This window comes from Halorubrum sp. SP3 (genome assembly GCF_005435195.1).
Taxonomy (GTDB): domain Archaea; phylum Halobacteriota; class Halobacteria; order Halobacteriales; family Haloferacaceae; genus Halorubrum; species Halorubrum sodomense.
The window spans coordinates 69,916-94,508 of sequence record NZ_SGTU01000010.1 but is presented as its reverse complement, the minus strand read 5'-3'; the positions used below and the strand labels follow the sequence as shown (position 1 = coordinate 94,508).

Annotated in this window: 25 protein-coding genes and 1 pseudogene; 13 read left to right on the top strand and 13 right to left on the bottom strand. The window is 69.9% G+C overall.

What is annotated here, in order from left to right:
• Nucleotides 1-12 precede the first annotated feature (12 nt).
• From EXE42_RS09525 to EXE42_RS09505, 5 genes are all read right to left on the bottom strand, one after another.
• On the bottom strand, nt 13-786 hold the full coding sequence (locus tag EXE42_RS09525; RefSeq protein ID WP_137706403.1) for a hypothetical protein: 774 nt from the start codon (nt 784-786) through the stop codon (nt 13-15).
• Nucleotides 787-868: 82 nt separating this feature from the next.
• Nucleotides 869-1,498 carry an archaellin/type IV pilin N-terminal domain-containing protein gene (locus EXE42_RS09520; protein WP_137706402.1) on the bottom strand — a complete coding sequence of 210 codons (630 nt, stop codon included), beginning with the start codon at nt 1,496-1,498 and terminating at the stop codon, nt 869-871.
• Between the two features lie 2 nt (nt 1,499-1,500).
• Entirely contained in the window at nt 1,501-2,082 is a 582-nt protein-coding gene (locus EXE42_RS09515) for an archaellin/type IV pilin N-terminal domain-containing protein (protein ID WP_137706401.1), read from the bottom strand.
• Nucleotides 2,083-2,408: 326 nt separating this feature from the next.
• Nucleotides 2,409-2,999 (bottom strand): SHOCT domain-containing protein, encoded by a 591-nt coding sequence (locus EXE42_RS09510; RefSeq protein ID WP_092919744.1) that lies wholly within the window; start codon nt 2,997-2,999, stop codon nt 2,409-2,411.
• A gap of 248 nt (nt 3,000-3,247) precedes the next feature.
• Nucleotides 3,248-3,586, bottom strand: a complete 339-nt coding sequence (locus EXE42_RS09505; RefSeq protein WP_092919742.1) for a hypothetical protein — start codon at nt 3,584-3,586, stop codon at nt 3,248-3,250.
• A gap of 185 nt (nt 3,587-3,771) precedes the next feature.
• Between EXE42_RS09505 and EXE42_RS09500 the strand changes: the two genes are divergently transcribed.
• Nucleotides 3,772-4,110, top strand: a complete 339-nt coding sequence (locus EXE42_RS09500; protein ID WP_092919740.1) for a helix-turn-helix domain-containing protein — start codon at nt 3,772-3,774, stop codon at nt 4,108-4,110.
• Between the two features lie 42 nt (nt 4,111-4,152).
• Here EXE42_RS09500 and EXE42_RS09495 read toward each other — a convergent pair whose 3' ends face one another.
• Complete coding sequence (locus tag EXE42_RS09495; protein WP_017343750.1) at nt 4,153-4,884, bottom strand: ATPase domain-containing protein; 732 nt, start codon at nt 4,882-4,884, stop codon at nt 4,153-4,155.
• A 144-nt stretch (nt 4,885-5,028) separates the two neighbouring features.
• Between EXE42_RS09495 and EXE42_RS09490 the strand changes: the two genes are divergently transcribed.
• The 5 genes and pseudogenes from EXE42_RS09490 to EXE42_RS09470 all read left to right on the top strand — a co-directional run bounded on the left by EXE42_RS09490 (nt 5,029) and on the right by EXE42_RS09470 (nt 8,364).
• Nucleotides 5,029-5,592 (top strand): HalX domain-containing protein, encoded by a 564-nt coding sequence (locus EXE42_RS09490; protein ID WP_137706400.1) that lies wholly within the window; start codon nt 5,029-5,031, stop codon nt 5,590-5,592.
• Between the two features lie 322 nt (nt 5,593-5,914).
• Nucleotides 5,915-6,166, top strand: a pseudogene (locus EXE42_RS20675) (hypothetical protein); the annotation flags it as partial.
• Nucleotides 6,167-6,178: 12 nt separating this feature from the next.
• The gene (locus tag EXE42_RS09480) at nt 6,179-7,696 is read left to right on the top strand and encodes a molybdopterin-dependent oxidoreductase (protein WP_137693967.1); all 1,518 of its coding nucleotides are present in this window, start codon (nt 6,179-6,181) and stop codon (nt 7,694-7,696) included.
• A gap of 90 nt (nt 7,697-7,786) precedes the next feature.
• Nucleotides 7,787-8,068 carry a winged helix-turn-helix domain-containing protein gene (locus EXE42_RS09475; RefSeq protein WP_092919736.1) on the top strand — a complete coding sequence of 94 codons (282 nt, stop codon included), beginning with the start codon at nt 7,787-7,789 and terminating at the stop codon, nt 8,066-8,068.
• Complete coding sequence (locus EXE42_RS09470; RefSeq protein ID WP_137706399.1) at nt 8,065-8,364, top strand: hypothetical protein; 300 nt, start codon at nt 8,065-8,067, stop codon at nt 8,362-8,364. Before EXE42_RS09475 ends, EXE42_RS09470 begins: the two co-directional genes overlap by 4 nt.
• 46 nt (nt 8,365-8,410) lie before the next feature.
• On the opposite strand, the gene EXE42_RS09465 is transcribed toward EXE42_RS09470, so the two are convergent.
• Nucleotides 8,411-9,829, bottom strand: coding sequence for a DHH family phosphoesterase (locus EXE42_RS09465; RefSeq protein ID WP_137693923.1), 1,419 nt, complete (start codon nt 9,827-9,829; stop codon nt 8,411-8,413).
• Between the two features lie 175 nt (nt 9,830-10,004).
• On the opposite strand from EXE42_RS09465, the gene EXE42_RS09460 reads away from it, so the two are divergent.
• The 3 genes from EXE42_RS09460 to EXE42_RS09450 all read left to right on the top strand — a co-directional run bounded on the left by EXE42_RS09460 (nt 10,005) and on the right by EXE42_RS09450 (nt 14,890).
• Complete coding sequence (locus EXE42_RS09460; RefSeq protein WP_137693924.1) at nt 10,005-11,339, top strand: O-acetylhomoserine aminocarboxypropyltransferase/cysteine synthase family protein; 1,335 nt, start codon at nt 10,005-10,007, stop codon at nt 11,337-11,339.
• 4 nt (nt 11,340-11,343) lie between these two features.
• The gene (metX, locus tag EXE42_RS09455; protein ID WP_137706398.1) at nt 11,344-12,642 is read left to right on the top strand and encodes a homoserine O-acetyltransferase; all 1,299 of its coding nucleotides are present in this window, start codon (nt 11,344-11,346) and stop codon (nt 12,640-12,642) included.
• Nucleotides 12,643-13,237: 595 nt separating this feature from the next.
• Complete coding sequence (locus tag EXE42_RS09450) at nt 13,238-14,890, top strand: long-chain fatty acid--CoA ligase (protein ID WP_137693926.1); 1,653 nt, start codon at nt 13,238-13,240, stop codon at nt 14,888-14,890.
• A 39-nt stretch (nt 14,891-14,929) separates the two neighbouring features.
• On the opposite strand, the gene EXE42_RS09445 is transcribed toward EXE42_RS09450, so the two are convergent.
• Complete coding sequence (locus EXE42_RS09445) at nt 14,930-15,397, bottom strand: DUF5807 family protein (protein WP_137693927.1); 468 nt, start codon at nt 15,395-15,397, stop codon at nt 14,930-14,932.
• 337 nt (nt 15,398-15,734) lie between these two features.
• Here EXE42_RS09445 and EXE42_RS09440 point away from each other — a divergent pair, with 337 nt between their 5' ends.
• A complete protein-coding gene (locus tag EXE42_RS09440) occupies nt 15,735-18,221 on the top strand; it encodes a DEAD/DEAH box helicase (protein ID WP_137706397.1) in 2,487 nt (828 codons plus the stop codon).
• A gap of 34 nt (nt 18,222-18,255) precedes the next feature.
• Here EXE42_RS09440 and EXE42_RS09435 read toward each other — a convergent pair whose 3' ends face one another.
• Together EXE42_RS09435 and EXE42_RS09430 are read right to left on the bottom strand one after the other, a co-directional pair.
• Nucleotides 18,256-19,344 carry a molybdopterin-dependent oxidoreductase gene (locus EXE42_RS09435; RefSeq protein ID WP_137706396.1) on the bottom strand — a complete coding sequence of 363 codons (1,089 nt, stop codon included), beginning with the start codon at nt 19,342-19,344 and terminating at the stop codon, nt 18,256-18,258.
• 76 nt (nt 19,345-19,420) lie between these two features.
• The gene (locus tag EXE42_RS09430; protein WP_137693968.1) at nt 19,421-20,248 is read right to left on the bottom strand and encodes an MBL fold metallo-hydrolase; all 828 of its coding nucleotides are present in this window, start codon (nt 20,246-20,248) and stop codon (nt 19,421-19,423) included.
• A gap of 140 nt (nt 20,249-20,388) precedes the next feature.
• Here EXE42_RS09430 and EXE42_RS09425 point away from each other — a divergent pair, with 140 nt between their 5' ends.
• A complete protein-coding gene (locus tag EXE42_RS09425; RefSeq protein ID WP_092919716.1) occupies nt 20,389-21,444 on the top strand; it encodes a succinylglutamate desuccinylase/aspartoacylase family protein in 1,056 nt (351 codons plus the stop codon).
• Nucleotides 21,445-21,469: 25 nt separating this feature from the next.
• Here EXE42_RS09425 and EXE42_RS09420 read toward each other — a convergent pair whose 3' ends face one another.
• The 3 genes from EXE42_RS09420 to EXE42_RS09410 form a co-directional block, all read right to left on the bottom strand.
• Nucleotides 21,470-21,952: a Tfx family DNA-binding protein gene (locus tag EXE42_RS09420; protein ID WP_092919714.1), complete on the bottom strand. Its 483-nt coding sequence runs from the start codon at nt 21,950-21,952 to the stop codon at nt 21,470-21,472.
• A gap of 141 nt (nt 21,953-22,093) precedes the next feature.
• A complete protein-coding gene (locus tag EXE42_RS09415; protein WP_137706395.1) occupies nt 22,094-22,570 on the bottom strand; it encodes a TRAM domain-containing protein in 477 nt (158 codons plus the stop codon).
• Nucleotides 22,571-22,715: 145 nt separating this feature from the next.
• Nucleotides 22,716-23,063 (bottom strand): hypothetical protein, encoded by a 348-nt coding sequence (locus tag EXE42_RS09410; RefSeq protein ID WP_096394418.1) that lies wholly within the window; start codon nt 23,061-23,063, stop codon nt 22,716-22,718.
• Between the two features lie 129 nt (nt 23,064-23,192).
• On the opposite strand from EXE42_RS09410, the gene EXE42_RS09405 reads away from it, so the two are divergent.
• Together EXE42_RS09405 and EXE42_RS09400 are read left to right on the top strand one after the other, a co-directional pair.
• On the top strand, nt 23,193-23,432 hold the full coding sequence (locus EXE42_RS09405; protein ID WP_137693933.1) for a hypothetical protein: 240 nt from the start codon (nt 23,193-23,195) through the stop codon (nt 23,430-23,432).
• Nucleotides 23,429-24,271 carry a 3-keto-5-aminohexanoate cleavage protein gene (locus EXE42_RS09400; RefSeq protein WP_092919706.1) on the top strand — a complete coding sequence of 281 codons (843 nt, stop codon included), beginning with the start codon at nt 23,429-23,431 and terminating at the stop codon, nt 24,269-24,271. Before EXE42_RS09405 ends, EXE42_RS09400 begins: the two co-directional genes overlap by 4 nt.
• The last annotated feature ends 322 nt before the right edge of the window (nt 24,272-24,593 follow it).

Sequence of the window (24,593 nt, the reverse complement as noted above, 5' to 3'; positions counted from 1 at the left end):
CTTCGACGACGATCACTCGATCCGGAACCCGCCCGCGTCCTCGGCGGCGCGCACTAGGTCGCCGATGCTGTCGCTCGCGGAGAGCCCCTGACTTGCCGCGAACCGCTTTATCATCACCGGGGGGATGTCGACGGTGGTCTCGGAGGCCGCGAGCAGCAGCCCGATCGCCTCCGGCGTCGGCGAGTTCGGGCCGGCGTTCGACGCGAACCACGTGACGAGCGTGTCGAACGTCGCCGTCACGTCGTTCGACACCATCCGCTGGCGGGTGGTGTCGCCCTTCGCGTGGAGCGTCGCGTCGATACCGTAGTCGAACCCGTCGCCGTCGAAGGAGGTCGCCAGCCACCGGCTCACCGACTGCCGGTCGACCGCGTTGCCGCCAGACGCGGACCGGTTCCGGCGCTGCTCTCGGGCGGCGTTCGGCGGGGGCTGTCCGCCGCCGGGAGCTTGCCCGCCGGACTGCTGTCCACCGCCGGGTTGCCCACCACCAGGCTGCCCGCCGCCGGACTGCCCGCCGCCCTGTTGGCCGCGCTCGCCGACGCCGGGCCCGGCCGCGCTCGCCCGCGGGTCGTCGCCGGCGGGGCGCCGCTCCGACGGATTCGTCGGGTCGGCCGCGGTGAAGCCGGAGTCGTCTTCGGGCGGCGCGCGGCGCTGTCCCCGGGAGCGGCCGACGTTGGGGCGGCCGTTCGTCCCGACGACGTAGCGGCCCTCCCCGATCTCGACGACGTCCTCGTCGTCGGTGAAGTCGAGCTCGTCCGGGTCGGCCGGGACCGCGTCGTCGTCACTCATGGGTCGTGGTAGCGCACGCCGAAAAATAGGTGTTGCGGGCGGCCGAGCCGCCGCAGGTCGTCGAACGTCGGTTCGAAGTTCGTTAGAGTCGGACTGCTTGGCCGGTCTCCTTGTAGAGGTCCGGCGAAACGAGTTCAACCGAAGTTGTTGCGGAGGCTGGCGAGACGATCTCGAGCGATGAGGTGTCACTCTCGCCGAACGCGCCCGCAGTGGTTCCATCACCGAACGGTGAGACGACCGGATTTAGAACGATCGTGTATTGGTTGTCCTCATTGAGAATCGGGTTGCTAACGAAGTCCCCGTTTGCATCTTTTACCGCAAATTCTCCTGACGCAAGATTAGACGTGGCGTTTCCTGAATTATCCACGAAGACTAGACTTTCTTGACCGTTGGGTCCAACCGCTTGGATTGTTGTTTCGCTCAGGTCGATCTGGTCGGCCCCAGGAGCACCTGCGACGCCGATACGAATCTCATCGAGTGTCCCATCAGAGGTACTGCCGACGATACCAACCTTCGTCGTCACGTCGATCCGCTCCGACACAAGGTCGGTACTCTCTTCACCAGTTGCTTCTGCCTGTGACTGGAGGAAGCCCGCTGTGTTGATCAGGACGCCAGCAGCAATCGCCGCCACCAGCACCATTGCGATGAACACAATGAGCGTCCCGATACCAACCTGACCACGATCGTCGTTATTGTTAATGAATTCGAACATGGTTACAGCCTCACCGAGCTCTGTTCGTCGGTTAGCGTCGTGGGGATACGAATCTCGGTTGTCGTGGTAGCCCCGGACGCGGTGGTGAAGGTAACGGACAACTGATCGCCGCCTTCAAGCGCTGTGTAGCTTGCGGGAGCGTTGCCGTCAAGAGCGAAGGCGACTTCTGCGCGATCGCTGGAATCAGTTAACACATTGTTACTGAGTCCACGAATGTTCGTTGTCTCATTATCCGAGATAGTGAACGTCTCCTGACCATCAGTGCCAACGAGTTCAACCGACACTTCGGTCAGATCGATATTGCCGGCCCCGGGGGCCTGTGCAACGACGAACTGTAACGCATCGACTGTATTCGGATTCGCAGTTGTGTTAACAGAGCCGGACTGACTCACAACTTGAATCCGGTCGCTCACTTGCGCCGTACTCTCTTCGCCCGTTGCTTCCGCCTGCGTCTGGAGGAAGCCGGCCGTGTTGATCAGGACGCCGGCGGCAATCGCCGCCACCAGCACCATCGCGATGAACACGATGAGGGTCCCGATCCCCACTTGCCCGCGCTCTTCCTCGTCCAGTATGGTTTCGAACATTGTGTGTTGCGTCGGCCCCCGGCCTGCCCGGCGGGCGTTATCGGTAGCGATGGGGAATTCCTACTTAAGATTACGTCTCCGGTTATCTAGGCTGATAAACATCTGTCTTCTTGCGATTTTGGTGTTATTTGTATAGATTTGGTTACAGAATATATTAACGAAATCTCTGCGTCGGTATCATATTTGGATCTGCTGGGAACAACGAACGGGCGAATAGCGCGTTTCGATGTCGGACAGTCGGTGACGGGGCGAATCACCGATCAAATCGGTAGGGAGAGCGTCTCGCGGGTCAGGCCACGCGTCCGCGTCAGGAGTTTGGAGGCTCGTCAGCGTTCGCGTTCGCGCGTCTTCGAGTTCGCCGGTTCAGACTGTGACCGCACTTCGGAGCGGTCCCGCTCGCGGTCGGCGGCCAGCAGTCGGTCGAGACGTCGCTCGAACTCCGCGTCGGTGAGTTCGCCCTCGACGTAGCGGTGTTTGAGCCGCTCGACCGGGGTCGTCGGTTCCACGCGATCGGCGCCCGAACGAGACGCGTCGCGCTCCGCCGCGATCCGATCCGCGAGGTACCCGCCGAGCGCGCCGCTGCCGACGACGTACGCCGCGCCGAACAGCGTGAGCGCGAGGACGCCAACCGTCGCCGCCGGCGACACCGCGGCGGCGATCCAGACCGCGAAGAACGTCAGCGGCAGCGACAGCAGCGCGACCAGCGCGCCCGTCGCGGCGCCGATCCGCGGGCCGCGAGGCGTCTCGGACTCGTCGGTCCAGCTCGCCACGCCGGCGCCGACCGCGGGCGCGATCAGGCCGACGACCGGCAGGACGCTCACGAGCATCGTGACTCCAGCACCGACGCCGGCGCGCGCGATGAGATCCGAGAGCCGAGCGACCGTTGAGCGGTCGGCGTGGGCGTCGGCGGTCGTCATCGCGGTGGCCCCGAACACCGAGGTGGGTCGGCGGGTCGGTCCGGTCGCGGAGCCGCCCGCACGCCCGCGTCCACGCACTCGTTCCGGCGGCGATCCGTCATCAGGATCGCTACGTGGCGGGAAATCAAAAGGCCGTCGGGGAGGGGCGTTATCGGCTCGTTCGCGGACGAATAAGTTCGGGATCGGTTCGACATCCACGCGGGGATGGCGAAGTCGTCCCGGTCCGGACTGGCCGGGTCGCGTCCAGCTCAGCGGTCGCGCAGTCGTGACAGCTCCGACTCGGGTATCACGAACTCCTGCGTCCCCGGTTCGTAGACCGCGAGGCTCCCCGCGACGAGCGCCATCGACGCCGCGATCAACCCGGTGTTGACGAGGAGTAGCGCCTCCGCGTTGCCGAATCCCGTCCGGAAGGCGGCCGCGGGCGTGCCGACCGCCGCGACGACGACGAGCCCGAAACCGACCGCCAGGTACGCCATCGCCGTGCGGCCGGACGAGCGGTACGCCGCGACCGCGAACGCGACGAGCGTCACGCTCGCGCCGGCCAACACGGTGGTCGTCATCAGGTACAACCCCTCGATGAGTTCCATACACGCCCTGCTGGAACGCGGATAATAAACCCACGGTGGCGGGTATCAGCGGCGATAACACGGTTCCGCGGGGCGGAGCGCCGAACCGGTCGCGGTCCCCTCCCGCACGTCGAATAGAGACATTCGGCAATCGAGTCGACCACCGGTACCATTATAAACCAAAGAAATCAATCTCGATAACGTGAATGGTGGGGGACGATCTGATCACCGTACTCGGTAACAAATACAACACGGAGATCCTGACGGCGACGGGCGACGCGAAGTCGGCGCAGGACCTCAGCGACCAGTTGGACGTCCCGATCGCGACGTGTTACCGACGGATCAACGAGTTAGAGGAAGCGGACCTCCTCGAGCTACACGACCGACCGCTCTCCGACGAACACCGGCGCGTGAAGGTGTACCGCCGGAAGGTCGACGGCGTCGAGGTCGACTTCCGCGACGGGCTCACCATCGAGGTCGAGGAGCGGTCGGCGGTGAAGAACCGCCTCGACGACGTCTGGCGCGACCTCTCGTCCGGGGACTGACCGCGGCGCGGTCTCGCCGAACCGAAGCGGAAGGCGACCGAGTCAGAACGACGGCTGGTCGTCGGAGCCGCCCATCATCGAGAAGCCGCCCGCGCGCTCGTGGACCGTGATCCCGCCCTGGCCGATCTCCATCGGGAAGATGTCGGTGTCGATGTCCTGTTTCCGCATCTTCGCCACCCAGACGTAGCGGTTGACGCCGGAGTCGGTCGGCGTCTGGATGAAGTAGATGTTCCCGTCGGTGAGGAAGTTCTCCAAGCCGACCTCGGTGTCGGGGAAGACGGCGCCCTGCTCGTTGATGAGCAGCGAGGTGAGCCCGTTGGCCTTGAGGATGTCCGAGAACTTCAGCAGGTACGTCCGCTTCTCCTGTTCGGCGTCGAAGAACAGCTGGAACATCGACAGCGAGTCGAGGACGAGCCGGTCGAACTCGCCGTCCTCGACGGTGTCGAGCAGGCGGTCGACCGCGGTTGAGAAGTCGGTCTCCCGAAGCATCTCGCGTTTGTCCAAGATGACGATGTCGCCGTCGTCGACCATCTCGTCGAACCCCTCGAAGCCGACGGACTCGGCCGCGCCGCGGATGTCGGCCTCGTCCTCCTCGAAGGAGACGTAGACGCCGCGCTCGTCGTGTTCTGAGACGCCGTGATGGAGGTACTGGATTCCGAAGATGCTCTTGCCGGTGCCCGGGTTCCCGGAGACGAGGACCGTCGACCGCTCGGTGATGCCGCCGGTGAGGATGGAGTCGAGCCCCTCGACCCCGGTGGAGACGAGTTCTGACATTCGTCTCCCCTTTGGCGGTCGGAGTATATAAAAGACGGTTCAGCGCATCGGCCGAACGCACGGCGACAGTTTTATCTCTCGACATGCCGCTCGTTCGTGTATGCCCGGTGAAGCGTGCCTCGTCACTGTCGACGGTGGTCGACGGTGAGCGACCCGTCGATACTCGTCGTCGAGGACGAGCCCGACATCGCGGCGCTGTACGCCGGCTTCTTAGAGGAGCGGTACGCCGTCGACGTCACCGAGACCGCCGCCGAGGCGATCGACCGGGTCGACGCCGCCGTCGACGTGGTCCTCCTCGACCGCCGGCTGCCGGACGGAAGCGGCGACGACGTCTTGGAACACATCCGCGGGGAGGGGTACGACTGCCGGGTGGCGATGGTCACCGCGGTCGAACCCGACTTCGACATCATCGACATGGGGTTCGACCTCTATCTCACCAAGCCGGTGAGCCGATCGAAGCTGCTCGCGGCCATCGACACCCTCCTGACCCGCAGCGAGTACGACGACCTCGTCCAGGAGGCCGCCGCGCTCGCCAGCAAGCGCGCCGTGCTCAGTTCGCAGAAGCCGGCCGCACAGCGCGAGGGGAACGAGGCGTACGCCGACCTCGTCGAGCGCTTGGAGGAGTTGGACGCCGACATCGACGACCTCGGCGAGTCGCTGTCGACCGACGATTACCGCGCGATGTTCCGCGACCTCGGCGAGGCCTGACGCGGCGTCGTTCGGCTCGACACGGCTCCCGTCGGTTTCGGTGTCACCGCGTTCCGTCGACGACGGCGTCGAGCGATCGCAGCGAACCGCCGACCGCGGCGGGATACCGAACGAAGTCTGAACGGACCTCGCCCCGACTCCGCACCGAATTTGTCCGGTAGTTGAAAAATCCATATCCCCGTCGCGGACCTCGCCGTGACCATGACGGGACGAGACACGCGGCGACGGGTCCTGGCGACGAGCGGCGGACTCGCGGCGCCGACGCTCGCCGGTCGCCTCGGCGAAGGCGGAAGCGACGGAGAGGCGAGTGACGGGACGGGCCGCGGAGACGGAGCCGAACGCGGAGGCTCCGGGAACCGTCCCCGACCAGGCTCCCGCGCAGGACGCTCCCGACCAGGCTCCCGCGCAGGACGCTCCCGACCAGGCCCCCGCGCAGGACGCTCCCGACCAGGCCCCCGCGCAGGACGCTCCCGACTAGGGCGTCGACGAGGGCGGCACCGTGCGCCGACTGAGCGAGGTCGACGACGGCCACGAGTACCCGGCCGTCGAGGACGTGGTTCAAGTGACTGTAACCCAGAGGTTATCCATGATCAGCGTTAGCGAACGTCGAGACGGGCTCCTCGCGGCGGCGGCCGGCACGGCCGCGGTCGCCGGCTCGTACCTCGTCACGGGGTGGACGCCGTCGTTCGTCGTCCGGCCCGTCGACCAGACCGTCGTCAACCTGACGCCCGGGCCGATCGTGACGTTCGCGATCGAGACGTTCGGCGACGCGGGCCACCTGATTCACATCGCCATGGCGTTCGCGGTCGCGGTCGGGCTGTTCGGTGCGGTCGCGTTCGCGGGCCTTCGACTCGCTACGCGCACCGACCGCCGCGCCGCCGGTGCCGCGGTGTCCGGCGTCGGATCCTGGCTGCTCGCCGCCGGGCTGACGGGCGTCTCGGCGGGGGCGCTGGGCGCGGCGCTCCCCGCCGCGGCCGTCGTCGGGATCGGGTGGTTATCCCCGTCCGCGGTCCCGTCCGAGAGCGACGCCTCGACCGAGGGGGACTCGTCGGCAGTCGCGGACGCGGTGCGCCGCCGGACCCTCGGGGTCGTCGCCGGGGCGCTCGGGTTCGTCGCCGCGGCCGCCGTGGGCCGGCGGTCGTTCGCGACGGACGACGAGCCCCTCGCCGACGCCCCGCGGTCCGAGGGCTCGGCCGCGCGGCTTCGGGAGCTCGACTCGGCCTCGCTGGAGCTGGAAAGCGACGGCCTCCAGGGGCTGGTGAGCCCGATCGGGGAGTTCTACAACGTCGACATCGCGGAGTTCGACCCGGAGGTGACGGCCGCCGAGTGGTCGCTGACGTTCACCGGCGAAACCGGAAGCGAGCGGACGGTCGCCTTCGACGAGCTGATCGACCGACCCGTCGAACACCGCGCGGTGACGCTGCGGTGCGTCGGCGAGGACCTGAACGGCCGCAAGCTGGACAACGCCGTCTGGACGGGGACCCCGATCCGCCCGCTGCTCGAGTCCGTCGACCCGCAGGGGGACTGCAACTGCGCGATGTTGCGCGGCGAGGACGGGTACTACGTCCAGTTCCCGGTCGACGTGCTCGCCGAGGGGTTCCTCGCGTGGGGGATGAACGGGAAGGAGCTCCCGACCGGCCACGGCCACCCGGTTCGGGTGCTTATCCCGGGTCGCTGGGGAGAGACGAACGTGAAGTGGCTCTCGGAGATCGAACTGCTGAACGTCGAGGACGACGGTTACTGGGAGGAGCGCGGCTGGGAGGGGACCGGCGAGGTGAAGACGGTCGCCAAGCTCTGGGACGAGGGGATCACGGAGCTCGACGACGGTCGGATCGAGCTGGCCGGCCACGCCTACGCCGGGACGCGCGGGATCGAGCGCGTCGAGGTGTCGACCGACGGCGGCGACTCGTGGACCGACGCCGAGCTCTCCGCCCCGCTCCCCGACGCGGACGTCTGGCGGCAGTGGCGGCACGTCTTCGCCCCCGACGGCGAGCACGAGGTCGTCGTCCGCGCGACCGACGGGACGGGGACGCTTCAGACCCGGGAGTCGTCCGGCTCCGTCCCGAGCGGCGCGTCGGGGTGGGTCCGCCGAACCGTCGGGTGACGCGTCCCCCTCCGTCCCGCGAGCGCGTCCGGACCGCTTCGTCCCGGCCGAAACGACTTTCAGCGCCTACTCGACACACCAGTACGCTAGATGAAGAAGGCCCTGTGGTACCTGTTCGTCGCGAGCCGCGGTGGCGCCAACAGGGTCCGGATCGTCCGGGAGCTCCGCGCTCGCCCCCGGAACGCGAACGAGCTCGCGGAAGAACTGGACGTCGATTACAACACGATCACCCACCACCTCGAAATGTTGAAAGACCACGACGTCGTCGAGCCGAGCGACCACGACTACGGGAAGCTCTACTTCCTGACCGACCGCTTCGAGCAGCACGCGGAGGCGTTCGAGGAGATCACCGCGGAGGTGGACGCCGAATGAACCCGGCGTCGACGACCGGGATCGCCGTGTTGATCGGGATCGTCAACAGCGCGCTGCTGGCGGTGCTGGCGACGGTATGGATCCGCAACTACCGCGAGTTCGGGTCGACGCTCCTGTTGGGGCTGGTGGGCTTCAGCGCCGTGCTGTTGGTCGAGAACCTGGTCTCGGTCGCCTTCTTCTTCGCGAACATGCGGACGCTGTACGCGATGGACCCGCTCGTGGGACGGGTCGTGCTCGCGATGAGCGTGCTGGAGCTGCTCGCCGTCTCGCTGCTGACCTACGCCACGCTGAAGTGACGGGCAGACGGGTCGCTTCGGGCTCCAGAGCGACGGCCGGACCGGCTCACGAGAGCTGCTCGCCGACGATCCGGTCCGCCTCGGCGAGGAACGCGTCGCGCTCCTCGGTCGGGATCGTCGCGCCCGCGGCCACGTCGTGGCCCCCGCCGTCGCCGCCGACGGCCCGGCTCGCCTCGCGCATCACCGCGGAGAGGTCGAGTCCGCGCCGGACGAGTCCGTGCGAGCCGCGCGAGGAAACCTTCAGTTCCTCGGCGCTCTCCTCGGCGAACGCGATCACCGGCTTCGAGCGGTCGACCGCCGGCGAGCCGACCGCCATCCCGGCGACGATGCCGACGATCGTCTCGCGGATGCGCGAGCCGGCGTCGAACCACTGGAGGTGCTCCTCGTGAGTGACGCCCTCGGTTTTGACCCACTGGAGCCCCTCGGAGAGGTTCTGCCGGTGGGTACGGAGCAACCGGCGCGCCTCCGCGAGCGCGTCGCCGCGGTCGCCGAGACACACCGCGAGTCCGACGTCGCCGCGCTCGTAGCGCGCGGTCGCGTTGAGCAGCGTGGAGAACTCGCTGACGTCTCGGAGCTCCGTTCCGGGCTCCTCGTCGACCAGCGTGTAGGAGGTGCCGACGAGCGCCTCGACCCGGTCGGAGGGGACGCCGGAGGCCACGGCGCGGCGCATCAGCGCCGACGCGAGGGTCCGCCGCTCCTCGGCGTCGAGGTCGACCCAGCGCCGCCACTCCCCGTCGCGTTTCACGTCGACGTCGAGGTCGGTGAGGAAGGAGATAGCGCCCGCCTCGTCGTTCGAGATCCCCGGGATCGTCACGTCGGAGGCGTACTCCAAGAGCTTGGGGAGCGGTCGGGTCTGTCTGCCGTACAGGTCGAGGTCGGTCCGGGCCTCGAGGACGCCCGCGTCGACGCCGTCGGCGACGATCGACTCGTTGGCGCCGACGAGGCCGCCGTCGGAGTCCTGCATGTCGCCGACCGCGCCGACGACCGCGAGCGCGGCGAGGTCGCGGTTGTCGCCGTCGGGCCCCTCCAGCGCGCGGGCCAGGAGGTAGCTCGCGCCGGCACCGGAGAGTTCGCTCGCGCCGTCGATCCCCTCCAGCAGGGGGTTGAGGTGGTAGCGCGTGTCGCGGTCCGCGGGCTGGTGGTGGTCGGCGATGACGGGGACGAAGTCGCCGCGCTCCTCGTGGTCGGCGATGGCGTCGAGCTGGCCGGAGCCGAAGTCGGTGAAGCAGACGACGTCGAACTCGCGGGCGGCGATCCCGGCGATCGAGTCGGCGTCGAGCTGCTTCTCGAAGACGACCTCGTGGTCGATCCCGGCCCGGGCGAGCGCGGTAGAGGCGATCGCGGCGCTCGTGATCCCGTCGGCGTCGATGTGCGACGCGAGCAGCACCCGGCCGGCCTCGCGCAGGCGGTCGGCGCAGTCGGTCGCGCGGTCGGCGAGGTCGGGGACTGGGGCGGCGACTGCCATTACCACCGGTTGGCGCCCGATCGGGCATAAACGCACGCTTCGGTGCGGCGGGCGCGGACCGGCGCGGACCGGCGCGAGAGAGTCGTCGGGCGACCTCGCGGACGCCGTCCGGCGAAGGGGCATCAATTGCCGTAACTGACAGTTATAGACGTGCGTAGACGTATGAGCAACAAACATGACACGTGGGTTCAACACCCGGAGTCTCCACGCCGGCGCCGAGCCCGATTCGGCCACCGGCGCCCGCGCCACCCCGATCCACCAGACGACCTCGTACGTCTTCGACGACGCGGACACGGCGGCGGAGATGTACGCGCTCCGGGCGGAGGGCCACATCTACTCCCGGCTCTCGAACCCGACGGTGAACGTCTTGGAGGAGCGGATAGCCGACCTCTCCGGCGGGTCGGACGCGGTGGCGACCGGGTCGGGCATGGCCGCGTTCGACGCGATCACGACCGTCCTCGCGAGCGCGGGCGACAACGTCGTCGCCAGCTCCGAGATGTACGGCGGGACCGCGGCGTACCTCACCACGATCGCGGACCGCCGCGGGATCGAGTCGCGGCTCGTCGACACGCTCGACTACGAGGCGTACGCGGACGCGGTCGACGACGACACCGCGTTCGTCCACGTCGAGACGATCGCGAACCCCTCGCTCGTCACGCCCGACTTCGAGCGGCTCGCCGAGATCGCCCACGAGAACGCCGTCCCGCTCGTCGTCGACAACACGTTCGCGACGCCGTACTGCTGTCGGCCGTTCGAGCACGGCGCCGACGTCGTCTGGGAGTCGACGACGAAGTGGATCACCGGCAACGGCACCACCGTCGGCGGGGTCGTCGTCGACGGGGGGCAGTTCCCGTGGGACCACCCCGACGCCGACTACGACGAGCTGGACGGGGAGTCGCCCGCGTTCCCGATCGACTTCGTGGAACAGTTCGGCGACGCCGCGTTCGCCAACGTGGTCCGCCAGCGCGGCGTGCGCCCGACCGGCGGTCAGCAGTCCCCCTTCGACGCGTGGCAGACGATCCAGGGGCTCAACACGCTCCCGCTGCGGATGGAGCGCCACTGCGAGAACGCGCGGCGGGTCGCGGAGTTCCTCCGCGAGGACGGCCGCGTCGACTGGGTGAGCTACCCCGGCTTCGAGGACCACGAGAGCCACGGCAACGCGGCCGAGTACCTCGACGGCTTCGGCGGGATGGTCACCTTCGGGGTCGACGGCGGCTACGAGGCCGCCAAGACGTTCTGCGAGTCGGTCGAGCTGACGAGCTTCCTCGCGAACATCGGCGACGCGAAGACGCTCGTCATCCACCCGGCCTCCACGACGCACGCGCAGATGGACGAGACCCAGCAAAGGCTCGCCGGCGTCTACCCGGAAATGCTCCGGCTCTCGGTCGGCATCGAGGACGCCGACGACGTGATCGCCGACCTCGACGCGGGGCTGGCGGCGGGCGAGCGGGCCGCGGGGGGAGAGCGCGCCGCGGGCGGGGAGCGAACCGCGAGCGGGGGCGGGGAGTGAACCGATGAGCGCGGTGCCGACCGACCACGGGGTCGCCTCGCTCGGCGAGTTCGCCTTCGAGTGCGGGCAGTCGGTGCCGGACCTCGAGGTCGCCTACGAGACACACGGGGAGTTCGACGGCGACAACGTCGTGCTGATCTGCCACGCGCTCACCGGGAGCCAGAACGTCGCGCGCTCCCCGGAGCCGGAGCGGGACGCCGAGACCACCGGCGCCGGACAGGCCGGGCAGGCCCGAGCGTGGTGGGACGACGTGGTCGGGCCGGGGAAGGCGATCGACACGACCGAGTACTACGTCGTCTGCGCGAACGTCCCCGGCTCCTGCTACGGGACGACCGGCCCGGCCAGCGAGCGGCCCGCGGACCTCGACTTACGCGAGGAGCCCGACCACGACCGCTGGGGGACCGCGTTCCCGCCGGTCCAGGTCGAGGACTGGGCGCGGGCGCAGCGCCGCCTCCTCGACCACCTCGGCGTGGGGCGGCTCCGCGCGGTCGTCGGCGGGAGCGTCGGCGGGATGAACGCCTTGGAGTGGGCGAAGCGGTACCCGGACGACGTCGACCGCGTGGTGGCCATCGCGACCGCCGGGCGGCTCGACGCGCAGTGTCTCGCGCTCGACGCGGTCGCGCGCCGCGCCATCCGCGCGGACGCGGACTGGAACGGGGGCGGCTACTACGGCGACGACCGCCCGGACCCGACCGAGGGGCTCGCGATCGCCCGTCAGATCGGCCACGTCATGTACCTCTCGAAGGCGTCGATGGAGCGGAAGTTCGGGCGGCGGTCGGCCGGGCGCGACTCGCTCACCCGCGAGGACGGCGACCTCGGGCTGCCGCCGGAGCCGACCGCCGGCTTCTTCCCGTACCGCGAGGTGGAGTCGTACCTCGACTACCAGGCGGAGGGGTTCGGGGACCGGTTCGACGCGAACAGCTACCTCTACCTCACGCGCGCGATGGACGAGTACGACCTCGCCGCGGGCCACGGCACCGACGCCGACGCGCTCGGGGCCTTCGAGGGCGAGACCCTCCTCATGAGCTTCACCGCCGACTGGCACTTCACCGTCGAGCAGTCCGCCTCCCTCGCGGACGCCTTCCGCGAGACCGACGTCCCGGTCGCGCACCACGTGGTCGACTCCGACCACGGCCACGACGCGTTCCTCGTCGAGCCGGAACACGTCGGCCCGCCGGTCCGGGACTTCCTCGCCGACGGCGTCGACGGCCGCGCGGTCTCCGACGAGGGCGGCTCCGACGGCGACGACCCCCGGCCCGACTCCGACCACGCGCCCGTTCACGCGAGCCTGTTCCGGGGGTAAACCACCTTTTAAACGACGTCTGTGCGGTGGCGCGTGCCTGTGAGCGGCGCAACGCGCCGCGAACCGCACGCGCGAGGGACGCCGCGAACGCCCGGAGGGCGTGAGCGGCGAGGCTGGGGAGGCATGAGGTGCGGTTGTAGTGCGGGGAGGGACTCGAAGGGGCAGCCGGGAGGCGGGCGCAGGCGACGCAAGCACTGGAGGGAGCGAGCGACGCGAGCGACCGAAGCGCGCAGCGAGCGTGCGCCCGCCTCCCGGCTGGGGCTTCGGCGGTGTTCGTGTCGATCGCCGATTTATAAGCTCCTCCCCTTTCGTACGGCCGAGCGGCTGGGGCTTCGGCGGTGTTCGTGTCGATCGCCGATTTATAAGTCCCATCTTCGTACGACCGAGCGGCTGGGGCTTCGGCGGTGTTCGTGTCGATCTACCGGTAACGATTTATAAGCGGCCGACCGGAGCCTCGACGGCCTTCACCGACGATCGGCGCTCATCTATTTATAAACGAGCGGCCGAGGCAGAACGGGCGTTCCCCGGTTGTTCGCAAAGAATCACGATCAATCATGATAACGTTCATAGTTCCCGGCCCCGTGGTGTGTAAGGTATGCCAGGCGGACACGCCCAGACCCTGCGACCGTTCATGTGGCGCGCGGAGCGACTGTACCCGGACACCGAGATCGTCTCGCGTACCCACGAGGGGCGCACGCGGCACACCTACGCCGAGTACGCCGACCGGACGGCGCGGCTCGCGAACGCGCTCCAGGACTACGGGATCGAGCGCGGCGACCGCGTCGCGACGTTCTGCTGGAACCACACGCGGCACTTCGAGACGTACTTCGGCGTCCCGAACACGGGCGCGCAGCTCCACACGATCAACCCGCTGCTGCCCGACGAACACATCCGGTACATCGTCGACGACGCCGACGACGAGATCGTCTTCGTCGACCCGTCGCTGGCCGAGAAGATCGCGGGCGCCGCGGAGGGCGCGGAGGAGTTCGAGGACGTCGACTTCGTCACGATGGGGTCGGAGGGGATCGACGCGCTCGACGCGCCCGCCTACGAGGAGTTCATCGGCGACTACTCGACCGAGTACGACTGGCCCGACCTCGACGGCGACCAGCCCGCCGGGTTGTGTTACACCTCCGGCACGACGGGGCGCCCGAAGGGCGTCGAGTACACCCAGTCGATGCTGTGGAGCCACACGATGGCCTCCCAGACGCCGCAGGGGATCCCGATGGAGGACTCCGACGTCGTGATGCCCGTCGTTCCCATGTTCCACGTCAACGCGTGGGGGATGCCGTTCACCGCGGCCGCCGCGGGCGCGAAGCACGTCTACCCCGGCCCCTCGCCGGACCCGGCCGACCTCGCGGCGCTGATCGAGGAGGAGGGCGTGACGATCTCCGCCGGCGTCCCGACGGTGTGGCTCGGCCTGCGCGAGTACATCGAAGAGGGGAACGACGTCGACCTCTCGACGCTCGACACCGTGATCATCGGCGGCGCGGCCGCGCCGCAGGCGCTCATCGAGTGGTACGACGAGCGCGACGTCGAGGTGCTCCACGCGTGGGGGATGACCGAGCTCTCACCGATCGGCACCGTCTCGCACCTCAAGGACGACTTGCGCGGCGCCGACTACGAGACGCAGGTGAACAAGCGCGCGAAGCAGGGGCTCGTCGCCCCCGGCCTGGAGTTCGAAGTTATCGACGAGAACGGCGAGGAGGTGCCGTGGAACGGCGAGGACTTCGGCGAACTGCGGATCCGCGGCCCGTGGGTCACGAAGGAGTACTTCGCGCGTCCGGAGGCCAGCGAGGAGGAGTTCGTCGACGGCTGGCTGAAGACCGGCGACGTGGTCACCGTCGACGAGGACGGCTACATGCAGCTCGTCGACCGCACCAAGGACGTGATCAAGTCCGGCGGCGAGTGGATCTCCAGCGTCGAGCTGGAGAACGCGATCATGGCCTACGACGGCGTCAGCGAGGCGGCCGTGGTCGGCGTGCCCCACGAGCGCTGGCAGGAGCGGCCCGTCGCCTTCGTCGTCGTGGCCGACGGCGTCGACCGCGACGAGCTCGTCGAGCGGATCGAGGCCGGCCTCCGCGACGAGTACCCCAAGTGGTGGGTGCCGGACGCGGTGGAGTTCATCGACGAGGTGCCGAAGACCGCCACCGGGAAGTTCTCGAAGAAGGACCTCCGCGAGCAGTACGGCGACCAGTCGCTCGTCGAGGGCGCGGTGCCGGAGGACGACGCGCCCGACGGGGAGTAACGCGCCGCCGGGCGTACCCGTCCGTCCCGAACCGATTTCTCAGTCGTCGCGGTCGCCAACGACCCACTTGTGCGAGTAGCTCTCGCCGCACGTACAGTGGGCGTACGCGTGGACCACGTCGCCCTCGGCGTAGAGGCCGCCGACCTCCTCGTTTTGCGCCTCCGCGAACGCGAAGACGAACCGGATCGCGTGGTCGCCGTCGGGACCTTCGCCCGCGTCGTTCGCGTCGTCGGCCTCGTCCGCGAACGGGCACGCCCCGTCGTCGAGGGTGCGCGCGATCTCCCCCTCGGCGTCCATCGCCGTCTTCGCGAACTCCATCGCGCCCATGCCGGTGCCGGCCTGGAACGCGGACCGTCCGGTCTCGCCGTCGAGGATCAGCCGGACGCCGCCGTCGGTCTCGGCCCCGACCTCGCGCAGTCGGGAGTCGTCGTCGAGGTACGCGTCGCTCACGTAGAAGACCACGTCGTCGAGCCGCTCGCCCGCGAGGAACTCGTCGAGGTTGCTCATGGCGGCCGGAGGCGCGTGAGCGGTAAAAGGCGTGCGAGTCGGCCCGAAGGAGAGCGCGGGCCCTCCGGCCCGGAACGGCGCGCGTCGTGGGCGATCGAGCGGTGGGATCCGCTCGGATCGATGCTAGATCATGTAGAATCGGGGTAACTGTTAAGACGTATCACGGAGATCCGTCGCGTGATGAGTGCGCAAACCCGATCCGACGACCGGCTCGCCGAGTGGGCGGAGCTGGTCGACGAGGACGTGCCCGACGAGCTCCGCGAGGAGCGCTCCGCCGACCGATAACTTTCACCGCGCTTCGCGAAGGCTTTAGGCCGACGGCGGCGAAGCACCGCCGATGGCGACCGAGGCCGCCGGGATCGACAGGGATCTGCTCGTCGACGACTTCCTCCAGCGGCGGCGCTACCAGCTCCAGCTGGCGGACGCCGCCGCCGACGAGCACACGCTGGTCTGTCTCCCGACCGGCCTCGGCAAGACGACGGTCAGCCTGCTCGTCACCGCCGAACGGCTCAGCGAGGTCGGCGGGAAGGCCCTCTTTTTGGCCCCCACCAAACCCCTCGTCCAGCAGCACGCGGACTTCTACCGCGAGGCGCTGCGGATTCCGGACGACGAGATCGTCGTGTTCACCGGCGACGTGAAGCCCGACGACCGCGCCGCGCTGTGGGACGACGCCCGGATCGTGATCGCGACCCCGCAGGTCGTCGAGAACGACCTCGTCGGCAACCGGATCTCGCTGCGCGACGTGACCCACCTGACCTTCGACGAGTGCCACCGCGCGACCGGCGACTACGCGTACGTGTACATCGCGGAGCGGTACCACGCCGACGCGGCCGACCCGCTCGTGACGGGGATGTCGGCCTCGCCCGGCGGCGACACCGAGGAGATCGAGACGGTCTGTGAGAACCTCGGGCTCTCGAACGTCGAGGTGATGACCGAAGCGGACGCCGACGTCGACGAGTACACCCACGACACCGACGTCCGATGGGAGCGAGTCACGCTCCCTGACGAGGTCCTCGAGATCCGCGACGCGCTCAACGAGGTGATCACGGACCGGCTGGAGAAGCTCAAGTCGCTGGGCGTGACGAACACGACGAACCCGGACCTCTCGCAGAAGGACCTCAACAGGATGCGCGGGCAGCTGAAGCAGATGATGGACAACGACCAGTCGGAGGGGTACAAGGGGATGAGTACCCACGCCGAGGTGATGAAGCTCCGGCGCGCGACCGAGCTGGTCGAGACGCAGTCGGTCGAGTCCGTCCGGCGCTACTTCGAGCGCCAGCGCGAGGCCGCCCGCTCGTCGGGCGCCTCGAAGGCGAGCCAGCGCATGGTCGCGGACCCGAAGGTGCGCGAGGCGATGCGGAAGGCGGAGTCGTTCGACGGGCTCCACCCGAAGTTCTCGAAGGCCCGGATCCTGCTGGCCGAGACCCTCGGCATCGACGGCGGCGAGCGCGCGATCCTGTTCACGGAGTCGCGCGACACCGCGGAGGCGCTCGTGGAGTTCCTCTCCGCCAGCTTCGACGTGCGGAAGTTCGTCGGGCAGGGCGACAAGGAGGGCTCGGACGGGATGAGCCAGACACAGCAGCAGGAGACGCTCGACGAGTTCAAGGCCGGCGAGTTCGAGGTGCTCGTCTCCACGAGCGTCGCGGAGGAGGGGCTCGACGTGCCCGAGGTGGACCTCGTCTGCTTCTACGAGCCGGTCCCGACCGCGATCCGCTCGATCCAGCGCAAGGGCCGGACCGGCCGGCAGGCGGAGGGGAAAGTCGTCGTCCTGATGGCCGAGGACACCCGCGACGAGGCGTTCTTCTGGATCTCGCGGCGCCGCGAGAAGGAGATGGCCAGCCAGCTCGCGGAGCTGAAGGAGGCCACCGACGACATCGAGGAGTCCGTCGGCGACGACGGACAGGCCGGCCTCGACGCGTTCGGCGGGGGGTCCGGGGAGTCCGACGCCGATACGACGAGCGACGAAGGCGAAGGCGGCGCGGCAGACGGCGCCGGAGCGAGCGAAGACGAGGGGGCCGGCCTCACCGACTTCGCCGAGGAGGTGCGCGAGCGCGACGACGAGGAGGGCGACGACGGCGACGGTGACGACGCCGCCGGCGACGACACCGCCGAGAGCGAGGAAACCGCGGCCGATTCCGACGACGACGCTCTCGTCGCGACCGCGGGCGTCGACGAGGGCGTCGAGGTCGTCGTCGACCAGCGCGAGCTCGACTCCTCCATCGCGAAGGACCTCTCGACCCGCGACGGGCTCGTCACCCGGCTGGAGACGCTGGCGGTCGGCGACTACGTGCTCTCCGACCGCGTCGCCGTCGAGCGCAAGTCGGCGGCCGACTTCGTCGACTCGATGCTCGACGCCGACCGCTCGATGTTCGAGCAGGTGGGCGAGCTCTCGCGGGCGTACGCCCGCCCCGTGATGGTCGTCGAGGGGACGAACCTCTACGGCCAGCGCGACATCGACCCCAACGCGATCCGCGGCGCGCTCGCGTCGCTCGCGGTCGACTTCGACGTGAGCGTGCTCCGCACCGAAGGCGAGGACGACACCACCGAGCTGCTGGCGACGATCGCCAAACGCGAGCAGGAGACGCGCGACCGCGAGGTGAGCGTCCACGGCGAGAAGACGACGAAGACGCGCGCCGAACAGCAGGAGTACGTCGTCTCCTCCATCGCGGACATCGGCCCGGTCACCGCCCGATCGCTGTTGGAGCACTTCGGCACCGTCGAGGCCGTGATGACGGCGCGAGAGGAGGACCTCCTGGAGGTCGACGGCGTCGGGCAGGTGACCGCCGAGCGCATCCGCGAGGTCGTCGGGAGCGAGTACGAATAGCCGGGCGCAGCGGGGTCGTGAACGCGACCGCCGATCAGTCGAACCCGCTCACCAGCGTCACCACCCACTGTCCGAGGTCGTACTCCGACCGGACCTCCACGCGCGTCACCCACTTCACCCACTGGAACCCCCGCCTGTCGGGCGCGACGAGTCGGGCCGGCGCGCCGTGACCGTGGCTCAGCCGCTCGCCGCCGACGTGCGTCGCGAGCAGCGCGTTCTCTGCCTCCCCGATCGGGAGACTCCAGCGGTAGCCCGTCACGGAGGTGAACCGGACGTAGGCCGCGTCGTCGTCGAGGTCGCCGGCCCCGTCGAGCAGGTCGCCGACCCGGATCCCGCCCCATTCTTGGACCGTGTACCAGCCGCTCGTACAGTCGAGCAGGGCCTCGGTCTCGTGGCCCGCCCCCAGCTCGTCCGCCGTCAGTTCGACGGGATCGCTCACGAGCCCCTCGACCGTGAGCCGGTAGTCGTCGCGGTCGATCGGATCGGGGTCGTCCGCGACCCACGAGGTGATCGGGAACGCGCCGTTCCCCTCGCCCTCGCGGGGCTGGGAGCCGGTGAATCGGCGGTCGGCGCCGGCGGTGTCGAGCGCGTCGTTGACCCCTTGCTGGAGGCGGTAGGTCGCGCCGCCGGCGGCGAGGAGCGCGAAGTAACGCACCGCGGTCCGCCGGCGCTCGAAGTCGACGCGGCGGGGGAGCCGGAACCGGGTCGCCGCGTGCGCGGCGACGAGCGGGACCAAGGCGAGGCCGAACCCGACGTGAACCGAGAGGAGGGTCCAGTAGGAGAGCCGCACGTCGAGGCCGAACACCCACGCGACGCCGGTGCCGATGGCGCCGAGCGCCGCGACGAGCGTGAGGACGGACAGCGCCGTCGACCGCTGCCACAGGTCGGGATCGGTGAGCCGGCGGCGGACTCGCGCGAGCTTCCACCCGAGCAGCGCGACGATCCCGAGCCCGAGCGCGCGGTGGAGCCAGAAGAGGGGCCACCCCTCGGGGACGCCGACGGTGAACGAGACCAGCCCCGTGACCGCCTCGGCGACGACGAACGCGAACAGCGACCAGTCGACCGCGCGCGGCGGCGGCTCCAGGCGGTCGAGTGCGGTCCGGAAGCGGTCCGTCACGGACATCTACGGCTCGCTACGGGCTAGCGAGACAAAACGGTGCGGCCGGTCGACCGCGGCGTTCGGCGCGCGACGACCCGAGTCACAGCTCGTAGGTCTCGCCGTCGACCGCCAGCGGCTCCTCGAACGCCTCGTCGGCGGGGTAGTAGTGCGCGAGGTGGACGAGCCGCGTGCGGTCGGCGTCGAGCTCGTCGGCGAGCGCGAGCGCCCCCTCCCGGGTCATGTGCTTCGTGCCGAAGGTGCGCGGGACGCCGTCCGGGCCCGCGTGGCGGCCGCCGATCGGGTGGTGCTCGCACAGCGAGGCGGGGACGATGGCGTCGGCGAGCAGCAGGTCCGCGCCGGCGAGCGCCTCGCGGGAGCGCTCGGGGACGTCGTAGCTGGTGTCGCCGGTGAGCGAGAGCGTCGCGCCCGTCTCGGGGTCCTCGACGACGACGCCGTAGCAGAGGAGCGGCGGGTGGTCGACCGGGACGAACCGCACCTCGAACCCGCAGGTCTCGAACGGCTCGAACGGGTCGCGGGCGTGGACGCCGATCCGGTCTTCGAGGTAGTCGTACTTGTCGCGGATCGTCCCGGCGACGCTCCGGTCGGTGGCGGGGTCGGTCTCGTTCGGCGCGTGAACCGGGAGCCCGTCGACGAGCCGGTAGACGTTCCCCAGCCCGTCGAGGTGGTCGAAGTGGATGTGCGTCACCAGCCCGGCGTCGGGGAGCGGGACGTCGGCCGCGAGGAACTGCTGTCGGAAGTCGGGACTGAAGTCGACGAGCAGCGACTCGCCGGTGCGCTCGTTGGCGACGTGGACGGAGAAGCGCGACCGCGACACCCCGCGCTCGCGGGCCGCCTCGCAGGTGTCGCAGTCGCAGCCGACGGTCGGCGTCCCCGTCGTGTCGCCCGTCCCGAGGAGGGTGACCCGCATGACGGATCCCGCTCCGCGGGCCACGGCCTTAGCGTCCGCGGTCGGACCCGTCGGGATCGGCGGGCGGAAGTCGGAGACCGACGCGACCGCGCCGCGACCACAACCCCGACGTATAACTCCGAGCCGCTCGGATCCGGACCATGCACACCAGTCGCACCCTCACCCTCGCTCGGCTCCCCTCGGGCGTGCCGATCCGGACGACGGTCCACGCGTACGGCGAGGGCGAACTCGTCGACGGCGACGACGGCCCCGAACTCGACGCGCCCGGCGACGGTCCCGTCGTGTACGCGCAGGCCGCCCAGCACGGGCGAGAGGTGAACGGTGTCGCGGTCCTGCGGCGGCTTCACGACCGCCTCGTCGGGAACGCGTCCGGAAGCGCCGACGCCGGCGGAGCGAGCGACGGGCCGACCGCCGCCGACCTCGACGGGACGCTCGTGACGGTTCCCGTCGCGGACCCGCTCACCTTCGATCGCGTCTCGTACACGACGCCGGAGTCGCTCGACTCGCGGCAGCCGAACATGAACCGCTGCTGGCCCGGCGACGCGGAGGGGTCGCTCCACGAGCGGATGGCGGCCCGGCTCTGGCGGTTCGCGGGCGCGGCGGACGCGATCGTCGACCTCCACACGGGGTCGCCGTCGATGGCGACGCACGCGGTGTACATGCGCGGCGACGAGGCCTGCCGCGGGCTCGCGGAGGCGTTCGGCACCGACCTCCTGCTCGCGGAGGCCGCGGGTGACGACGCCGACACCGAATGGGACGAGCGCGGGTTCGCGGGGAAGCTCCGCGTCGCGGCCACGCGCGAGGGGATCCCGACGATCACGCCCGAGCTCGCCCACAGCCGCGAAATCGTGGCGGCGGCGGTCGAGACCGGCGTGGCGGGGATGGTCGGCGCCCTCCGCCACGAGGGGCTGCTCGACGGCGAGTCCGACCCGTGGGACGGCGTCGTCGCGCGCAACCACCTCGGGCGCGCCATCGCCGACGACTCCGGGCTGTTCGTCCCGGAGCCCGACCTCGCCGTCGGCGACCGGGTGCGCGAGGGCGAGCGCGTCGGCGAGGTGTTCGACCCGACGACGTTCGAGACGCTCCAGGTCGCGCGCGCCGACCGCGACGGGATCGCGTACTCGGTCGCCCGGGAGGCGACCGTGGCCGCGGGCGCGACGCTCGTCGGGGTCGCGGAGCGGATCGACGGGGACTGACGGCGGAGCGGTCGAGGGACCGATGCTACGGCCGGCGGACCCGGATCTGCCCGTCGGCCGCGACCGTGACGAACAGCCGGCGATGGACCTCGCGCCCGCGGACCGCGTCGCCCGCGCGGTCGCCGATCGACTTCATCAGCTCGGGCGCGGTCTGGTTCACCTTCACGCCCGCCTCGTCGCAGGCGTCGTACACGCGCTTGGGCGCGTCGTAGAGGTCGGTTCCCGCCTCGATCTCGACGCGGACCGGCGCCGACAGCGCCTCCGCGAACGCGACCGTCTCGCGGGCGCGCTCGACGTTGTCGCGGGCGCTCGCCTCGACGCTGGAGACGTTCGCGCGCGAGGTGCCGAGCCGGTCCGCGATGTCCGACTGCCGGAGCCCGCGCTCGCGGAGCGCTAACACCTCGGCCTGCCGGCGGGTGAGAACGCCCTCGTCGGCGTCGAACCCGGCCCGTTCGAGGATGGAGTCGGCGTCGACGTCGGCGGGGTCGGGTCGCCCGTCGTCTGCCATGCGTTCACCGACGGGCCGGTCGCTCAAAAAACGGCGGTTTCGTCGCGCGAGGTCGCGCGGCGGATCGATCGGCCTCCGAGAGCGGTCGGCGGATCGACGGCGTCCGGACTGTCCGCGGGGCGGAGCCGCCCCGAGACGCCGTCACTTGCCCCAGAAGTTCTCGCGGCTGCCGAGTCGCTCGCGGTCCGGGCGGTCGCGGCGGCTGCGGTCGTCGTCTCCGTCCTCGTCTCCCGCCTCGTCGCCCTCCACGGCCTCGTCGTCGGACGCCTCCTCGTCCGGGTCGTCGGGGAGGCGCTCGACCACCTCTTGGGCCGTCGCGTGACTGGACTTCACGCGGTGGATCTTGACCTCGGCGCGCGCCGGGGGGAGGAGGCCGTCGACGAGGACGATGAACCCGTCGTCGGTGCGGCCGACGCCGGCACCGCTCTCGTGGATGTCGTCGACCTCGACGACGACCGCCTCGCCGGGCTGGACCGGCTGCTGTTTCAGCTCGTAGATCGGCATGTCGTAGTGGTTACACCACTCCGCGCCGCCCTTGTTGCCGTAGTGTTGACACCCAATCCCCTGGATCCGTTCGTCGAAGCTGGGGCAGTCGTCGGCGAGTGGACAGTCCGCCATACCGTAGGGGAGACCGGCCGCCGTTGTAAACGTTTTCGACTCTCAGACCGAGATTTACGAAAACGGCCGATTCACGCGGTCGAGCGGCGGCTACCTCGATCGGACCGACGCGCGGCGACCCCGGCGGGGCTCGCGCCGACCGGCCCTACAGGAACTCGCGGACCTCGGAGTACCACATGTCGTGGTGGTCGACGGCGTCAAGCGCGTCCGCCACGTCGACCGCGATCGCGTGCCAGCAGCGGTCGTCGGGGTCGTCCGCGTCGAGGTTGTACGTCGCGTCCGCGCAGTTACACTCGCCCTCTTCGACCACGTACTCGTCCTCGTGGCCGACGACGACGGTGAAGTCGCGGTAGCGCTTCACGCGCCCCTCGCCGACGGCCTCGATGGCGCGCTGGCCGCGGTCGCCGTGGGCCTCGACGATGGCCGCCGCGATCGGGCCGGTCAGCTCCCCGGCCTCCTCGATCGCCGACCGCCAGTCGTCGACCGGCTCCATGCCCGCCCGTTCTCGGGCGTTCGGTTAAACAGCGTCGGTCGGATCGGGGGCGCGCCGGCGCGGGCCGCGTCGGACGGGGCCGAAACTTCCGACGCGTGGTTTCAAGCCGCTCGCCCGCCTCCGTCCGCCATGGACGAGACGTGCCAGCACTTGTCGTACCGCGAGGAGGGCGACGGGAAGTCGTTCGACACCGCCCGCGCGTTCTGTACCGTGACGGAGTCGTTCGTTCAGCCCATGCGCGCCGACGTCTGTAACGCCCGGTACGAGCTCGACCCCGCGACGGACTGCGAGTTCTACGTCGAACCGGACTCGGAGGCGGCGCCGGACGCCGAGTCGAACGCGCCCGACGCGCCCGACGCCGACCGATGAGCTACGACGACTACCTCGACGGGAAGCCCGTCGTCATCACCGCGGCGCTTACCGGCGGCGTCCACGGGAAGGAGGCGCATCCGGACCTCCCGGAGACGCCCGCGGAGATCGCGGCGGCCGCGGCGGCCTGCGAGGACGCGGGCGCGAGCGTCCTCCACCTCCACGCACGCCGCGACAACGGGGAGCGCGCCTTCTCGGCCGAGCGGTTTCAGGAGGTGACGGACGCGGTCCGCGAGGCGACCGACGACGCCGTCCTCCAGCACTCCACCGGGGGGACGGCGGCGCCGGACGCCCTCCGACACGAGCCGCTCCGGACCGACCCCGCGCCCGAGATGGCGTCGCTCGACATGGGGCCGCTCAACCGCTACGACCGGCTCACCTCCGAGAACACGCGCGAACTCGTCTCCTCCCTCCACGCGGAGATGAAAGAGCGGGGCATCAAGCCCGAGCTGGAGGTGTTCAACGACGGCCACCTCAACGAGTCGCTGGCGATTCTCGACGAGCTCGACGACCCGCCGTACCTCAACTTCCTGTTCGGCGGCGGGACCACCACCCCGCCGCACCCGCGGAACCTGATGAATCGGGTCGAGGCCCTGCCCGAGGGCGTCGAGTTCAACGTGATCGGGTTCGGCCCGCACCAGCTCCCGCTGACGACGCAGTCGCTGCTGCTCGGGGGCCACGTCCGGGTGGGCTTAGAGGACAACCGGTACTACGAGCGGGGCGAACTGGCGACGAACGAGCAGCTCGTGGCGCGGGCGGCGCGGCTCGCCGAGGAACTGGGTCGGCCCGTGGCGACGCCCGAGCAGACGCGGGAGCTACTGGGGCTACGCGGTCGGTAACCTGAGTGCGCGACGCGAGCCTCGATAGCGAGACGGTATTTAGAACACCCGAGAGACGGCGACGATTGACTATAAATGAACGACGCGGTGGCGCGTGCCCGTGAGCGGTCGCCATCGGCGGCCGCGAACGGCACCGCGCGAGGGAGTCAGTCGCCGGAGCGAAGCGACGGCGACTGACGAGGCTGGGGAGGCGTGAGGTGCGGTGCTGTAGGGGTGGGACTCAAAGGGGCAGTCGCGAAGCGGCCGCAGACGACGCAAGCACCGCAGCGAGCAGCGCGAGCGAGGAGCGCAGCGAGTGTGCGGCCGCTTCGCGGCTGGGGCT

What these genes read in the sequence shown, in the direction of transcription:
- EXE42_RS09525 (WP_137706403.1), bottom strand. Translation starts at nt 786, where the DNA reads ATGAGTGACGACGACGCGGTCCCGGCCGACCCGGACGAGCTCGACTTC.
- EXE42_RS09520 (WP_137706402.1), bottom strand. Translation starts at nt 1,498, where the DNA reads ATGTTCGAATTCATTAACAATAACGACGATCGTGGTCAGGTTGGTATC.
- EXE42_RS09515 (WP_137706401.1), bottom strand. Translation starts at nt 2,082, where the DNA reads ATGTTCGAAACCATACTGGACGAGGAAGAGCGCGGGCAAGTGGGGATC.
- EXE42_RS09510 (WP_092919744.1), bottom strand. Translation starts at nt 2,999, where the DNA reads ATGACGACCGCCGACGCCCACGCCGACCGCTCAACGGTCGCTCGGCTC.
- EXE42_RS09505 (WP_092919742.1), bottom strand. Translation starts at nt 3,586, where the DNA reads ATGGAACTCATCGAGGGGTTGTACCTGATGACGACCACCGTGTTGGCC.
- EXE42_RS09500 (WP_092919740.1), top strand. Translation starts at nt 3,772, where the DNA reads ATGGTGGGGGACGATCTGATCACCGTACTCGGTAACAAATACAACACG.
- EXE42_RS09495 (WP_017343750.1), bottom strand. Translation starts at nt 4,884, where the DNA reads ATGTCAGAACTCGTCTCCACCGGGGTCGAGGGGCTCGACTCCATCCTC.
- EXE42_RS09480 (WP_137693967.1), top strand. Translation starts at nt 6,179, where the DNA reads ATGATCAGCGTTAGCGAACGTCGAGACGGGCTCCTCGCGGCGGCGGCC.
- EXE42_RS09475 (WP_092919736.1), top strand. Translation starts at nt 7,787, where the DNA reads ATGAAGAAGGCCCTGTGGTACCTGTTCGTCGCGAGCCGCGGTGGCGCC.
- EXE42_RS09470 (WP_137706399.1), top strand. Translation starts at nt 8,065, where the DNA reads ATGAACCCGGCGTCGACGACCGGGATCGCCGTGTTGATCGGGATCGTC.
- EXE42_RS09465 (WP_137693923.1), bottom strand. Translation starts at nt 9,829, where the DNA reads ATGGCAGTCGCCGCCCCAGTCCCCGACCTCGCCGACCGCGCGACCGAC.
- EXE42_RS09460 (WP_137693924.1), top strand. Translation starts at nt 10,005, where the DNA reads ATGACACGTGGGTTCAACACCCGGAGTCTCCACGCCGGCGCCGAGCCC.
- metX (WP_137706398.1), top strand. Translation starts at nt 11,344, where the DNA reads ATGAGCGCGGTGCCGACCGACCACGGGGTCGCCTCGCTCGGCGAGTTC.
- EXE42_RS09450 (WP_137693926.1), top strand. Translation starts at nt 13,238, where the DNA reads ATGCCAGGCGGACACGCCCAGACCCTGCGACCGTTCATGTGGCGCGCG.
- EXE42_RS09445 (WP_137693927.1), bottom strand. Translation starts at nt 15,397, where the DNA reads ATGAGCAACCTCGACGAGTTCCTCGCGGGCGAGCGGCTCGACGACGTG.
- EXE42_RS09440 (WP_137706397.1), top strand. Translation starts at nt 15,735, where the DNA reads ATGGCGACCGAGGCCGCCGGGATCGACAGGGATCTGCTCGTCGACGAC.
- EXE42_RS09435 (WP_137706396.1), bottom strand. Translation starts at nt 19,344, where the DNA reads ATGTCCGTGACGGACCGCTTCCGGACCGCACTCGACCGCCTGGAGCCG.
- EXE42_RS09430 (WP_137693968.1), bottom strand. Translation starts at nt 20,248, where the DNA reads ATGCGGGTCACCCTCCTCGGGACGGGCGACACGACGGGGACGCCGACC.
- EXE42_RS09425 (WP_092919716.1), top strand. Translation starts at nt 20,389, where the DNA reads ATGCACACCAGTCGCACCCTCACCCTCGCTCGGCTCCCCTCGGGCGTG.
- EXE42_RS09420 (WP_092919714.1), bottom strand. Translation starts at nt 21,952, where the DNA reads ATGGCAGACGACGGGCGACCCGACCCCGCCGACGTCGACGCCGACTCC.
- EXE42_RS09415 (WP_137706395.1), bottom strand. Translation starts at nt 22,570, where the DNA reads ATGGCGGACTGTCCACTCGCCGACGACTGCCCCAGCTTCGACGAACGG.
- EXE42_RS09410 (WP_096394418.1), bottom strand. Translation starts at nt 23,063, where the DNA reads ATGGAGCCGGTCGACGACTGGCGGTCGGCGATCGAGGAGGCCGGGGAG.
- EXE42_RS09405 (WP_137693933.1), top strand. Translation starts at nt 23,193, where the DNA reads ATGGACGAGACGTGCCAGCACTTGTCGTACCGCGAGGAGGGCGACGGG.
- EXE42_RS09400 (WP_092919706.1), top strand. Translation starts at nt 23,429, where the DNA reads ATGAGCTACGACGACTACCTCGACGGGAAGCCCGTCGTCATCACCGCG.